This is a genomic window from Streptomyces sp. (assembly GCF_035563135.1).
Classification (GTDB): domain Bacteria; phylum Actinomycetota; class Actinomycetes; order Streptomycetales; family Streptomycetaceae; genus Streptomyces.
The window spans coordinates 1-13,506 of the sequence record NZ_DATMVN010000019.1; the positions used below are offsets into that span (position 1 = coordinate 1).

A 13,506-nucleotide genomic window follows, 5' to 3' on the forward strand; every position below is an offset into this window, starting at 1 on the left:
TACCGGTGCGGTGAGGGAACAGTCCCGCCCGTGTGCTGCCCCGCGTGGCGCACGGGCGGGGCACCTGACCCTTTCCGTCCTCAAGCAGAGAGAACAGCCGTGCGCGTCCCCATCCCCTACGTTGCCGCCCGCAGCACCGAGCTCCCTCCCCTGGTATCCGACCTCTGCGTGGAAGTGCCGCCCAACGGGAAACCCCGCCTCGCCTACACCCGCCCCCACCCCGGCGACCGCGACGCGCACGGAAACCTCTGGGCCCGCATGACCGCAGGGGAAGGCGGAACCGTCCTGTACCACTCCATGCACCCCACCCGACAGCGCCGGTGCATGGAAAACCTGTGGTGCCAGGTATGCGCACAACCCGCCCCCACAGCCGCGGGAACCTTGTTCATCGAATGGCAGCACCCCGACGAACCACCGCTGCGCCTGGAGCGCGTCGTCACCGACATGCCGCCCCTGTGCCCGGCCTGCGTACCCCTGTCACTGAAGTACTGCCCCTTCCTGCGCGAGGAGGAGGCGGAACCCGTCCTGCTGCTGGCCCGCAAATCCGTGGTGAGCGGCGTCTCCGGCACCCTCTACCGGGTACAGGGCGACCGCGAAGGATGGACCGCCTCAGAAGAAGACGTGTACTCCAGCTACACCCAGCCCCGCCTCCCCGGGCTCCTCGCGCAACGCCTCTACCGGAAACTGCGCGGCGTGAGTGTCCTGGACCCCGACAGCCTCACCGACCGCCAGGGCCGCCCCTCATGACACGAGCCGCCCACCGCTGCAACGCCGCAGCTCCCGCCCCCTGGGCCGGCATCGTCCGGGCCGACCCACCGCAGGACCGGTTCGGACTCCACGACCGGCTGGTCTGCGAACTGGACCGGGAACACCCCGAAGACCACGCGGACTTCCTTGAGAACCTCGGGCGAGGGGACCCGGAGGTGTGGGTGTGGTGGACCCATGAGGACTACACGTACGTCACCGCCAGACCATGCGAAAGGGTGGACCCCACCGTGGACCCCATGCGGCAGACGGCGTGCACGCTGTACGTCGAGCACCCCGGCGGGCACTCCTGGGAATTCACCAACATCCTCAACGGCTGAGACACCCCCGTCGCCCCGGGGCTCGCTGGCCCGAGGCCGCCCGGCGCCGCCTCACCGGCGGAGTGGTGGCACTCCGCCGGGGGCGTACGCGACGGGGGACCGGCCGGGCTCAGAGCTCCAGCCGGAAGCAGTACGCCTCCTGCCCCGTCACCGGGGAGGTGTACGTCTCGGCCTGCCGCATGCCGAGGCGTACGGCCACCGCCACGGAGCGGGCGTTGCGCGTGTTGATCATCGCGACGACCTCCCGCACCCCGAGCGCCCGTATCCGCTCCAGCGTGGTCCGTGCGGCCGCCGTCGCGTAGCCGTGCCCCCAGGCGGCCCGGCCCAGCCGCCAGCCGATCTCGATCTCGCCCACCGGTCCGAACGACTCGTGCGGCCACGGCTGGGCGCCGGTGAAGCCGAGCACCTCGCCCGCGTCGTCCAGCACCGTCCACAGGCAGTGGCCGAGCTCCGCGTCGTGGCGGCGCTGCCGCGCGGTCAGCTCCTCGTACACGGAGTACTCCGCCGGGCGGCCGCCGTGGAACTCCATCACCTCCGGATCGGCGAACACCCGGTGCCAGGCGGAGGCGTCCTCGTCGGTGGGGACACGCAGGTGTACGGACGGGGTCGTGTCAGGCGCGTGCGGCATCAGGGAGCCCTTCGGGAGGTTGATCAGCAGGCACCCATAGACTGCACGTGCCATGTGCCGCGCGGCACGCGAATTCGAGTCTTCGGGAGATCCGACCGTGACCGAGCCCCTCTCCGAGCACAGCGCGGACGTGATCGTCGTCGGAGCGGGCCCAGCCGGCTCGACGACCGCGTACCACCTCGCCAAGGCCGGACTCGACGTGCTCCTCCTGGAGAAGACGGCCTTCCCGCGGGAGAAGGTCTGCGGCGACGGCCTCACCCCGCGCGCCACCAAGCAGCTCGTCTCCATGGGCATCGACATCTCCGAAGAGGCCGGCTGGCTGCGCAACAAGGGCCTGCGCATCATCGGCGGCGGTGTGCGCCTCCAGCTGGACTGGCCGGACCTCGCCTCGTACCCGGACTACGGTCTGGTCCGCAAGCGCGACGACTTCGACGAGCAGCTCGCCCGCCAGGCCCAGAAGGCGGGCGCCCGGCTGTACGAGCGCTGCAACGTCGGTGAGCCCGTGAAGGACGAGCGCACCGGCCGCATCACCGGCGTCCACGCGAAGCTCGGCGAGGAGAAGACCCCGGTCACCTTCCACGCCCCGCTCGTCGTCGCCGCCGACGGCAACTCGACCCGGCTCTCCCTCCACATGGGCCTGCACCGCCGCGAGGACCGCCCGATGGGTGTCGCGGTCCGTACGTACTTCACCTCGCCCCGCCACGACGACGACTACCTGGAGTCCTGGCTGGAGCTGTGGGACCGCCGCGGCGCCGAGGACCGTCTGCTGCCCGGTTACGGCTGGATCTTCGGCATGGGCGACGGCACCTCCAACGTCGGCCTCGGCATCCTGAACTCCTCGTCCGCCTTCAAGGAGCTCGACTGGCGCGAGGTGCTCAAGGCCTGGTGCGCCTCCATGCCGGAGGACTGGGGCTACACCCCCGAGAACATGACGATGCCGATCCGCGGCGCCGCGCTCCCGATGGCCTTCAACCGCCAGCCGCACTACACCAAGGGCCTGCTGCTCGTCGGTGACGCGGGCGGGCTCGTCAACCCGTTCAACGGCGAAGGCATCGCCTACGCCATGGAGTCGGGCCAGATCGCCGCGGACGTCATCGTCCAGGCGCACGCCCGTGCCACCCCGGCCCAGCGTGAACTGGCCCTGCACCGCTACCCGAAGATCCTCAAGGACACCTACGGCGGCTACTACACGCTGGGCCGCGCCTTCGTGAAGATGATCGGGAACCCGAAGGTCATGAAGATCGCGACGCAGCGCGGCCTGACCCACCCGGTCCTGATGAAGTTCACGCTGAAGATGCTCGCCAACCTCACCGACCCGACGGGCGGCGACGCCATGGACCGCATCATCAACGGCCTCTCGAAGGTCGCCCCGAAGGCCTGAGCCGACGGGCCCGGGGCCGTCCCCGGGCCCCGGACCCCGGCGGACGGCCCTGCGGTAGGTTTCGGGCCATGGGGGCGACACGGGCATGGACGACCGGCGGCTGCCGGAGACTCGGCGCGGCCGGATCGCTGGCGGCCGTGCTGGGGGGCTGGGCCGTCGGCACGCTGCCGGCCCACGACCCGTGGGGACTGTGGGTCCCCCACGGGCCCGCGGTGACCGCGGCGGGTTACGCACTGGCGTACGGCGGGCTGACGGTGCTCGTCGTCGCCTGGTGGCTGTACGGCAGGACGGGCGCCGGCGTACGGGACAGCCTGGTCACCCTGGGGTGGTGGACCGCGCCGTTCGTGGTGGCGCCCCCGCTGTACAGCGCCGACGTCTACAGCTACATCGCCCAGGGCGCGATGGTCCTCGAAGGCCATGACGTCTACGAGGTGGGGCCGTCCGTCCTGGACCCCGCAGGGCCGGGCGGGGACGCCGCCGCGAGCGTCGGCGGCCACTGGACCGACACCCCGGCGCCGTACGGCCCGTTCTTCCTCCTCCTGGCGAAGGGCGTGGCCTGGGCGACCGGTGGCACGATCGTGCCCGCCGTCCTCGCCATGCGACTGCTCGCCCTGGCGGCACTGGCCCTGATCGCCTGGGCGCTGCCGCACCTCGCACGGGCGCACGGCCGCAGCCCGGGCGCCGCCCTGTGGCTGGGTGCGTTGAACCCGCTGCTGCTGATGCACGTGGCGGGCGGCCTCCACAACGACGGGCTGATGATCGGCCTGATGCTGGCGGGCGTCGTGCTCGCGCTGCGGGGGAGGTGGATCAGCGGCTCGGTGCTCGTCGGACTCGCCATGATGGTCAAGACCCCGGCGGCGGTGGCCCTGTTGTTCATCGCCGTCCTGGTGGGCCGGGCCGCCTCCGGAGGGCTGGTGCGCCGGGCGGCGAAGGGGCTCTGGGGGCCGGGGGCGGTGGCCGGGGCGGTCGTGGTGCTGATGACGCTGCTCGGCGGGACCGGTTTCGGCTGGGTGGGTACGCAAGGCGTCGCGGGCCGGATCCACACCGCGCTCTCGGTGGCCAGTGATCTGGGCCTCGGGCTCGGCGAACTCCTGCGGCTGCTCGCCGGGACCGACCCGGACCCGGTCAAGGCCGCCGTGCAGAACCTGGGTCTCGCGGCGGGGGTCGCCCTGATCCTGCTGCTGGCGTGGCGTTCGGCCGCCGGACGCCTGGAGGCGGTGCACGGGCTGGGCCTCGGGCTGGTGGCCCTGGTGGCGCTCTCCCCGATGGTGCAGCCGTGGTACCTGCTCTGGGGGACAGCCGTGCTCGCCGCCACCGCGGCTGACAGCAAGGTCCGTGACGTGCTCGTCGTGCTCTCGGCGGCACTCGTCTACGAGACGCAGCCTTCGGGCTCCACCCCGCCGTACGGCTTCGTGCTCGCCGGACTCACCTGTGCGGCGGGGGCGCTGCTCCTGCGCCGGGAGGCGGCCGCGCACGGGAAGCCCCGGCTGCCCGGCCAGCGCCGGGGCGGGGACGTGGAGGGCACCGGGAGCACGGAGGGCGCCGGGGACACGGCGGCCGGATCCGGGGTCCGGGCAGGAAGCTGACGCCCGGCGTACCTGCCGGGGCCGCGTGGCCGGCCCCCGCGCCAGGGCATGACGACGGGCCGCCACCCCGGGCGGGGGTGGCGGCCCGTCGCTGCGGGCGCGGCCCCCGGAGGACGGCAGGGGCGACGCGCGACCGCTTGTGAATCAGAGAACGCGGACGGCGCCCGACGGCGGGTCGTAGTCCAGGGAGGCCTGCACGACGCCGGTGCTGGAGTTCTGCGCACCGACGAACTGGCCGCCGCCCACGTAGATCCCGACGTGGTACGCGCTGCCCGCACCGCCCCAGTACAGGATGTCGCCGGGCTGGAGGTTGTCGAGCGAGACCTGGGTCCCGGCGGTCGACTGGCTCTGCGAGACGCGCGGCAGGTCGATGTTCACCGAGCCGAAGGCGGCCTGGACCAGGCCCGAGCAGTCCCACGAGTTCGGGCCGGTGCCACCGGAGACGTACGCGTCACCGATCTGGGACTGCGCGAACGCGATGACGGCCGCGGCGGACCCGGTGGCGTTCGAGGACGACGGGGCGGAGAAGGACGAGGCGGACGAGCTGGAGGAGGAGGAGTCGGAGGACGCGCTGAGCGTGGTGCGCTCGGCGGAGCGGGAGGCGCGCTCGGCGGCCTCCGCCTCGGCCTTGGCGGCTGCTTCGGCCTTCTTCTTGGCCTCTGCCTTGCGGACCGCCTCGGCCTTGGCCTTCTTGGCGGCCTTGGCAGCGGTTTCGGCTGCGGCGTCCTCGTGGGCCTGCGTCTCGAATTCGAGAGCGACCGCCTGGGTCGCCTGCGCGGACGCGGCGACGGAGGTGGAGAGCCCGGCCGTGATGGTGGGCATCTCGATGGTCTGGGTCACCGGCTCGGCCTGAGCCGGACCGGCGGCACCCGCGACCGCGATGGTGCTGAGGACGCCACCGGCAACTCCTGCCCGCAGCGCCGTCTTCGAGGCACTCTGGCGGGGCTTCCGGTGGCTGGGTATGTGAGCGGTGTGGGACATGAGTACTACCGCTATCAGGGCTGTAGGGGTCCCATCAAGAAACGTGTGTTGCGACACAGTTACGTTCGGAACCCATGAATCCGCTTATTCCGGGCCCTTATTGACGCCCTAACGGGCAAAACGGGCGCACGCACATATCGCTGTGATCACGGTGTTCTTTCAATACGCCCGAATTGCCCGCCGCTTACCATCCGTTCACACGGTTGGCCAAGCCCGCTTTTCTTGAAGCGTGCATGAAGTGATGCAGGTCACAGCATGAGTCTTCCGCGAGAGGCAACCGCGCAGCCGTGGCCGGGGTGCGGTCCGGGGGCCGCCTGCATCTTGTCGTCTCGCGACCTATTGGTCAGTCATGTCCGTTTTGAGTCACGCCTTTTCGGTGGGCCCCCAAGGGACCCCGGTGATCCCGCGGTCCCCGAGGCGCCCCTTCCGGCCGTCCGCTCCGCTCGGCCATCCGTCCTGCCCGTCCGCGGCCCCGGTCCGGCCGTGAGGCGTCCTCGCTCACGGCGCCGGCCGAGGGGTGCCGCTCGCTCCGCGCTCTCCTCCCCGGCCGGCCGGCGACGGGTGCGTGAGCACCCTCCTCCTCCATCCCGCCCATGGAAGCGGAGAGTTAGTGAACGAATGCGCATGGCCACCGTCCACCTCGGTCCTGGCGGCCCCTCTTCCGGGTGGGCGTGGATTCGGACCGATTCCTTTATCACCTTCTCGGCGTCCATCGCCAATTTGCATGTAGGTGCCTACCATTGATAGTGCCCCATGGCTTTGACCAGCGGTAACGCCGTCAAATGTCACGTCTCGTAACTGCTCGGCCGCTTCGCGTGCGTAGATCACCGCTCATCCGACTTCATGATCGTTCGACGGGTGGTGGAGATCACAAACTCGGGTGTGCACCCCGTGTCGCAGATCACAGGAGAGCAGGCATAGGATGCGGGGCAGTCGGGCTTGTGAACTGCCTCACATGTGCACGATCTTGATGAGGTGGCGAGCCGGTCGCCCGATGCGGTCCAACGGTCAAGGACGACTGGAAGGAGCGAGGAGCGTGAATGCCTACGCGCCCATCCTCGTGCTCGGCGCCCTCGGGGCAGGGTTTGCGATCTTCTCCGTGGTCATGGCCACGCTTATCGGCCCCAGGCGGTACAACCGGGCAAAGCTCGAAGCGTACGAGTGCGGCATCGAACCCACCCCCACTCCAGCCGGAGGCGGCCGTTTCCCCATCAAGTACTACCTGACGGCGATGCTGTTCATCGTCTTCGACATCGAGATCGTCTTCCTCTATCCCTGGGCGGTCACCTTCGACGCCCTGGGGATCTTCGGGCTCGTGGAGATGCTGCTCTTCGTGCTCACCGTCTTCGTCGCCTACGCGTATGTGTGGCGCCGGGGCGGCCTGGAATGGGACTGAGGGGCTGAGGGGCACACCATGGGACTCGAAGAGAAGCTGCCGAGCGGCTTTGTGCTGACCACTGTCGAGCAGGCCGCCGGCTGGGTGCGGAAGTCGTCCGTCTTCCCCGCCACCTTCGGCCTCGCCTGCTGCGCCATCGAGATGATGACGACCGGCGCCGGGCGGTACGACCTGGCCCGTTTCGGAATGGAGGTCTTCCGCGGATCACCGCGGCAGGCGGACCTGATGATCGTCGCCGGGCGGGTCAGCCAGAAGATGGCGCCCGTCCTGCGGCAGGTCTACGACCAGATGCCGAGCCCCAAGTGGGTCATCTCCATGGGGGTCTGTGCGTCATCGGGTGGAATGTTCAATAACTACGCCATTGTCCAGGGTGTCGATCATATTGTCCCGGTCGACATCTATCTGCCGGGGTGCCCGCCGCGTCCCGAGATGCTGATCGACGCCATCCTCAAGCTCCACCAGAAGATCCAGGGCTCCAAGCTCGGGGTCAACGCGGAGGAGGCCGCCCGCGAGGCGGAGGAGGCGGCCCTCAAGGCACTCCCCCTGATCGAGATGAAGGGGCTGCTGCGATGAGCGACGAGCAGAACACGAACAGCGGCCAGGTACCCACCCCGCGCGACGAGTCCGGTGAGGTCATCGGCGTACGCAGGGGCATGTTCGGCGCCAGGAGCGGCGGTGACACCTCCGGTTACGGCGGACTCGTCCGCACGGTGACCCTGCCGGGGGCCACCCCCCGGCCGTACGGCGGCTGGTTCGACGAAGTGGCCGACGAGCTGGAAGGGGCCCTGGAGGAGCAGGACCTGCTCCCCGGCAACGCCGTCGAGAAGACGGTCGTCGACCGGGACGAACTCACCTTCTTCGTCGCACGCGAGCACCTGGTCCAGGTCGCCCGCACCCTGCGCGACGATCCGGCCCTGCGCTTCGAACTCTGTACGGGCGTCAGCGGAGTCCACTACCCGGGGGACAAGGGCCGCGAGCTGCATGCGGTCTACCACCTGCGCTCACTCACCCACGGGCGGCTGATCCGCCTCGAGGTGTCCGTCCCGGACAGTGATCCGCGCATCCCCTCCCTGGTCGGCGTCTACCCGACCAACGACTGGCACGAGCGCGAGACGTACGACTTCTTCGGGCTGGTCTTCGAGGGGCACCCCGCCCTGACCCGGATCATGATGCCGGACGACTGGCAGGGCTTCCCGCAGCGCAAGGACTATCCGCTCGGCGGTATCGCCGTCGAGTACAAGGGCGCCCAGATCCCGGCTCCGGACCAGCGGAGGTCGTACAGCTGATGACCACTCCCCACGCAACGCCCCACTCGACACCCAGGGCCACCACCGAGGGGACTGTATATACAGTCACCGGCGGCGACTGGGACGAGGTCGTCGAATCCGCCGCCAAGTCGGACGACGAACGCATCATCGTCAACATGGGTCCCCAGCACCCGTCCACGCACGGCGTGCTGCGGCTGATCCTGGAGATCGACGGCGAGACCGTCACCGAGGCCCGCTGCGGCATCGGCTACCTCCACACCGGCATCGAGAAGAACCTCGAATTCCGGAACTGGACCCAGGGCACCACCTTCGTCACGCGCATGGACTACCTGACCCCGTTCTTCAACGAGGCGGCGTACTGCCTCGGGGTCGAGAAGCTCCTCGGCATCGAGGACCAGATCCCCGACCGGGCCACCGTCCTGCGGGTGCTCCTGATGGAGCTCAACCGGATCTCCTCGCATCTGGTGTGCGTCGCCACCGGCGGCATGGAGCTCGGCGCCACGACGATCATGATCTACGGCTTCCGCGACCGCGAGCTCGTCCTCGACATCTTCGAGCTGATCACCGGGCTGCGGATGAACCACGCGTTCATCCGGCCCGGCGGCCTGGCCCAGGACCTGCCCATGGGCGCGGTCGACCGGCTCCGCGAGTTCGTGAAGACCATGAAGAAGAACCTGCCGGAGTACGACAAGCTCGCGACCGGCAACCCCATCTTCAAGGCCCGTATGCAGGACGTCGGATACCTCGACCTGACCGGCTGCATGGCGCTCGGAGCCACCGGCCCGGTCCTCAGGTCGGCCGGACTCCCGCACGACCTGCGCAAGACCGATCCGTACTGCGGTTACGAGGACTACGAGTTCGACGTGCCCACCGCGGACACCTGCGACGCCTACGGCCGCTTCCTCATCCGCCTGGAGGAGATGCGCCAGTCGCTCAGGATCATCGAGCAGTGCCTGGACCGGCTGGAGCCCGGCCCGGTCATGGTCGGTGACAAGAAGATCGCCTGGCCCGCACAGCTCGCGCTGGGGCCCGACGGACTCGGCAACTCGCTCGACCACATCAAGAAGATCATGGGCACCTCCATGGAGGCCCTGATCCACCACTTCAAGCTGGTGACCGAGGGCTTCCGGGTCCCGGCCGGGCAGGCGTACACCGCCATGGAGTCCCCCAAGGGCGAACTCGGCGTGCACGTCGTCTCGGACGGCGGCACGCGCCCCTTCCGGGTCCACTTCCGCGACCCGTCCTTCACCAACCTCCAGGCCATGGCGGCGATGTGCGAGGGCGGCCAGGTCGCCGACGTCATCGTCGCCGTCGCGTCCATCGACCCCGTGATGGGAGGCGTCGACCGGTGACCGCGTCCAACCAAGAAGTCAGCCTGGGGATGCCGCAGCTCCCCGCCCCCGCCTACCCGGCCGAGGTGCTCGCCCGGCTCGAAGCGGACGCGAAGGAGGTGATCGCCCGCTACCCCGGCAGCCGCTCCGCACTGCTGCCGCTGCTGCACCTGGTGCAGTCCGAGGAGGGGTACGTCTCCCGCACGGGCATGGCGTTCTGCGCCGACCAGCTCGGCCTCACCACCGCCGAGGTCACCGCGGTCGCCACCTTCTACACGATGTACCGGCGCCGGCCGAGCGGTGACTACCAGGTCGGGGTCTGCACCAACACCCTGTGCGCGGTCATGGGCGGCGACGCCATCTTCGACCGGCTCAAGGACCACCTGGGCGTCGGCAACGCCGAGACGACCGACGACGGCAAGGTCACCCTCGAACACATCGAGTGCAACGCGGCCTGCGACTTCGCACCCGTCGTGATGGTCAACTGGGAGTTCTTCGACAACCAGACGCCGGAGAGCGCCACCCGGCTCGTCGACGACCTGATCGCCGGCCGGACCGTGGAGCCCACCCGGGGCGCGCCCCTGTGCACGTACAAGGAGACGGCCCGGATCCTGGCCGGCTTCCCCGACGAGCGACCCGGTGCCGTCGAGGCGAGCGGCGGAGCGGGCCCCGCCTCCCTGGCCGGGCTGAAGCTCGCCAGGGGAGAGGCCGCACCGCACGCGCGCGTGGTCGGACAGAGGGGCGGGGCGCCTCAGGACGCGCCGCAGAAGGGCGCCGAGCACCTCAGCTCGCACGCCCGCCCGTCACCCGACCCCCACCCCTCAACGAGCCCCTTCGGGGCACCGGACGCTACGCAGCCGACCTCGGCCTCCGACCCGGAGCACCCGGCCGGGCCCGCCGCCGAGGAGGGGGAGTGATGACCTTGGCAGCCGAGATCGACCAGAACGGGACCAGCCCGGAGAAGCTCCTGGCGCCCGTCCTCTCCTCCTTCTGGGACGAACCGGAGTCCTGGACGCTGGACACCTACCGCCGGCACGACGGATACGAGGGGCTGCGCAAGGCCCTCGCGATGTCACCCGACGACCTCATCGCGTACGTCAAGGACTCCGGTCTGCGCGGACGCGGAGGAGCGGGCTTCCCCACCGGGATGAAGTGGCAGTTCATCCCGCAGGGCGACGGCAAGCCGCACTACCTCGTGGTCAACGCCGACGAGTCGGAGCCCGGGACCTGCAAGGACATCCCGCTCCTCTTCGCGAATCCGCACAGCCTCATCGAGGGCATCGTGATCGCCTGTTACGCGATCCGCTCCTCGCACGCCTTCATCTACCTGCGCGGCGAGGTCGTCCCCGTGCTGCGGCGGCTGCACGAGGCCGTGCGCGAGGCGTACGAGGCGGGGTACCTGGGGACGGACATCCTGGGTTCGGGGCTCGACCTGGAACTCACGGTGCACGCGGGTGCGGGCGCGTACATCTGCGGAGAGGAAACCGCGCTGCTCGACTCGCTCGAAGGACGGCGCGGCCAGCCCCGGCTGCGTCCCCCCTTCCCCGCGGTCGCCGGTCTGTACGCCTGTCCCACCGTCGTGAACAACGTCGAGTCCATCGCCTCGGTTCCCGCGATCCTGAACAAGGGCAAGGACTGGTTCAAGTCGATGGGCAGCGAGAAGTCCCCGGGCTTCACGCTGTACTCGCTCAGCGGGCACGTCACCAGCCCCGGCCAGTACGAGGCCCCGCTCGGCATCACCCTGCGCCAGCTGCTCGACATGAGCGGCGGCATCCGGGCCGGGCACCGCCTGAAGTTCTGGACCCCCGGCGGCTCCTCCACCCCGATGTTCACCGACGAACACCTCGACGTCCCCCTGGACTACGAGGGCGTCGGCGCCGCCGGATCGATGCTCGGCACCAAGGCGCTCCAGTGCTTCGACGAGACCACCTGCGTGGTGCGCGCCGTCACCCGCTGGACCGAGTTCTACGCCCATGAGTCCTGCGGCAAGTGCACACCGTGCCGCGAGGGGACCTACTGGCTCGTCCAGCTGCTCCGGGACATCGAGGCCGGCAACGGGCAGATGGCGGACCTCGACAAGCTCAACGACATCGCCGACAACATCAACGGCAAGTCGTTCTGCGCACTCGGCGACGGCGCCGCCTCGCCGATCTTCTCCTCGCTGAAGTACTTCCGCGAGGAGTACGAACAGCACATCACCGGCAAGGGCTGCCCCTTCGATCCGGCCAGGTCGACCCTCTGGGCCGACGACAAGGACGACAAGAACGCTCACCGGGGGGTGAACGCATGACAGTCACCACGAGTGCGCCCTCCGGGGGCGGCGAGGCGGCCGTTCCGCCCGAGGACCTCGTCACGCTCACGATCGACGGCATCGAGATCAGCGTGCCCAAGGGCACCCTCGTCATCCGCGCCGCCGAACTCCTGGGCATCGAGATCCCGCGCTTCTGCGACCACCCGCTCCTCGATCCGGCCGGCGCCTGCCGGCAGTGCATCGTCGAGGTCGAGGGCCAGCGCAAGCCGATGGCCTCCTGCACCATCACGTGCACCGACGGCATGGTCGTGAAGTCGCAGATCACCTCGTCCGTCGCGGAGAAGGCCCAGAAGGGGGTGATGGAGCTCCTGCTCATCAACCACCCGCTGGACTGCCCGGTCTGCGACAAGGGCGGTGAGTGCCCCCTGCAGAACCAGGCGATGTCGCACGGCGGCACCGACTCCCGCTTCGACGGGAAGAAGCGCACCTTCGAGAAGCCCGTGCCCATCTCCACCCAGGTGCTGCTGGACCGCGAGCGGTGCGTGCTCTGCGCGCGCTGCACCCGGTTCTCCAACCAGGTGGCGGGCGACCCGATGATCGAGCTGCTGGAGCGCGGCGCGCTCCAGCAGGTCGGCACCGGAGCGGGCGACCCCTTCGAGTCGTACTTCTCCGGCAACACCATCCAGATCTGCCCGGTCGGGGCCCTGACCTCGGCGGCGTACCGCTTCCGCTCCCGGCCCTTCGACCTGGTGTCGACGCCCTCGGTGTGCGAGCACTGCGCCGGCGGCTGCGCGACCCGGACCGACCACCGGCGCGGCAAGGTCATGCGGCGGCTCGCCGCCGACGACCCCGAGGTCAACGAGGAGTGGCTCTGCGACAAGGGGCGCTTCGGCTTCCGCTACGCCCAGCAGCGCGACCGGCTGACCACGCCGCTCGTACGCAGCGCGGAGGGTGTGCTGGAGCCGGCGAGCTGGCCCGAGGCGCTGGAGGCGGCGGCGGCCGGACTCTCGGCCGCACGCGGCAGGACCGGGGTGCTCACCGGCGGCCGGCTGACCGTCGAGGACGCCTACGCGTACAGCAAGTTCGCGCGGGTCGCCCTGAACACCAACGACATCGACTTCCGGGCCCGCGTCCACAGCGGTGAGGAAGCCGACTTCCTCGCCGCCCGGGTCGCCGGGCGCGGACGTGACCTGGACGGCAGCGGGGTCACCTACACCGCGCTGGAGAAGGCCCCGGCGGTCCTGCTCGTCGGCTTCGAGTCCGAGGAGGAGGCGCCCGGCGTCTTCCTGCGGCTCCGCAAGGCTTTCCGCAAGCGCGGCCAGCGGACCTTCGCGCTCGCCTCGCACGCCAGCCGGGGCCTCGTGAAGGCGGGCGGCACGCTGCTCCCCGCCGCGCCCGGCACCGAGACCGAATGGCTGGACGCCCTCGCGGGCGGGGTCGGCCTGGAGAGCGACGGGGCCGTCGCGGCCGAGGCGCTGCGCGGCGAAGGCGCCGTCCTTGTGGACGCCGCGGGCCACCCCTTCATGCGCCGCTACCACGCACTGGGCGACCTCGCGCCCCGCGACGTCGTCGCCCGCGCGGTGCATCGGCAGCGGCTCT

The 13,506-nt window shown here is 70.2% G+C and carries 13 protein-coding genes; 11 read left to right on the forward strand and 2 right to left on the reverse strand.

The window, feature by feature from the left end; genetic code table 11:
• Positions 1–99 precede the first annotated feature (99 nt).
• Both VN520_RS00975 and VN520_RS00980 read left to right on the forward strand, forming a co-directional pair.
• On the forward strand, positions 100–747 hold the full coding sequence (locus tag VN520_RS00975; protein WP_325744887.1) for a hypothetical protein: 648 nt from the start codon (positions 100–102) through the stop codon (positions 745–747).
• Positions 744–1,085 carry a hypothetical protein gene (locus VN520_RS00980; protein WP_325744888.1) on the forward strand — a complete coding sequence of 114 codons (342 nt, stop codon included), beginning with the start codon at positions 744–746 and terminating at the stop codon, positions 1,083–1,085. Before VN520_RS00975 ends, VN520_RS00980 begins: the two co-directional genes overlap by 4 nt.
• 109 nt (positions 1,086–1,194) lie before the next feature.
• Here VN520_RS00980 and VN520_RS00985 read toward each other — a convergent pair whose 3' ends face one another.
• Positions 1,195–1,713, reverse strand: coding sequence for a GNAT family N-acetyltransferase (locus VN520_RS00985; protein WP_325744896.1), 519 nt, complete (start codon positions 1,711–1,713; stop codon positions 1,195–1,197).
• Between the two features lie 97 nt (positions 1,714–1,810).
• Here VN520_RS00985 and VN520_RS00990 point away from each other — a divergent pair, with 97 nt between their 5' ends.
• The gene (locus VN520_RS00990) at positions 1,811–3,094 is read left to right on the forward strand and encodes a geranylgeranyl reductase family protein (protein WP_325744889.1); all 1,284 of its coding nucleotides are present in this window, start codon (positions 1,811–1,813) and stop codon (positions 3,092–3,094) included.
• A 68-nt stretch (positions 3,095–3,162) separates the two neighbouring features.
• On the forward strand, positions 3,163–4,680 hold the full coding sequence (mptB, locus tag VN520_RS00995) for a polyprenol phosphomannose-dependent alpha 1,6 mannosyltransferase MptB (protein WP_325744890.1): 1,518 nt from the start codon (positions 3,163–3,165) through the stop codon (positions 4,678–4,680).
• Positions 4,681–4,824: 144 nt separating this feature from the next.
• On the opposite strand, the gene VN520_RS01000 is transcribed toward mptB, so the two are convergent.
• Positions 4,825–5,661 (reverse strand): C40 family peptidase, encoded by an 837-nt coding sequence (locus VN520_RS01000; RefSeq protein WP_325744891.1) that lies wholly within the window; start codon positions 5,659–5,661, stop codon positions 4,825–4,827.
• Positions 5,662–6,697: 1,036 nt separating this feature from the next.
• On the opposite strand from VN520_RS01000, the gene VN520_RS01005 reads away from it, so the two are divergent.
• From VN520_RS01005 to VN520_RS01035, 7 genes are all read left to right on the forward strand, one after another.
• Complete coding sequence (locus VN520_RS01005; protein ID WP_031093067.1) at positions 6,698–7,057, forward strand: NADH-quinone oxidoreductase subunit A; 360 nt, start codon at positions 6,698–6,700, stop codon at positions 7,055–7,057.
• A gap of 18 nt (positions 7,058–7,075) precedes the next feature.
• Positions 7,076–7,630 (forward strand): NuoB/complex I 20 kDa subunit family protein, encoded by a 555-nt coding sequence (locus tag VN520_RS01010; RefSeq protein ID WP_014154689.1) that lies wholly within the window; start codon positions 7,076–7,078, stop codon positions 7,628–7,630.
• Positions 7,627–8,343 carry an NADH-quinone oxidoreductase subunit C gene (locus tag VN520_RS01015; RefSeq protein ID WP_325744892.1) on the forward strand — a complete coding sequence of 239 codons (717 nt, stop codon included), beginning with the start codon at positions 7,627–7,629 and terminating at the stop codon, positions 8,341–8,343. Before VN520_RS01010 ends, VN520_RS01015 begins: the two co-directional genes overlap by 4 nt.
• Positions 8,343–9,677, forward strand: coding sequence for an NADH-quinone oxidoreductase subunit D (locus tag VN520_RS01020; protein WP_325744893.1), 1,335 nt, complete (start codon positions 8,343–8,345; stop codon positions 9,675–9,677). The genes VN520_RS01015 and VN520_RS01020 overlap by 1 nt, the downstream gene beginning before the upstream one ends.
• Positions 9,678–9,706: 29 nt before the next feature.
• Complete coding sequence (gene nuoE / locus VN520_RS01025; RefSeq protein ID WP_325744897.1) at positions 9,707–10,573, forward strand: NADH-quinone oxidoreductase subunit NuoE; 867 nt, start codon at positions 9,707–9,709, stop codon at positions 10,571–10,573.
• A complete protein-coding gene (gene nuoF, locus VN520_RS01030; protein ID WP_325744894.1) occupies positions 10,573–11,946 on the forward strand; it encodes an NADH-quinone oxidoreductase subunit NuoF in 1,374 nt (457 codons plus the stop codon). The genes nuoE and nuoF overlap by 1 nt, the downstream gene beginning before the upstream one ends.
• The coding region (locus VN520_RS01035; RefSeq protein WP_325744895.1) for an NADH-quinone oxidoreductase subunit G at positions 11,943–13,506 on the forward strand (1,564 nt) is incomplete at its 3' end. The genes nuoF and VN520_RS01035, both read left to right, overlap by 4 nt.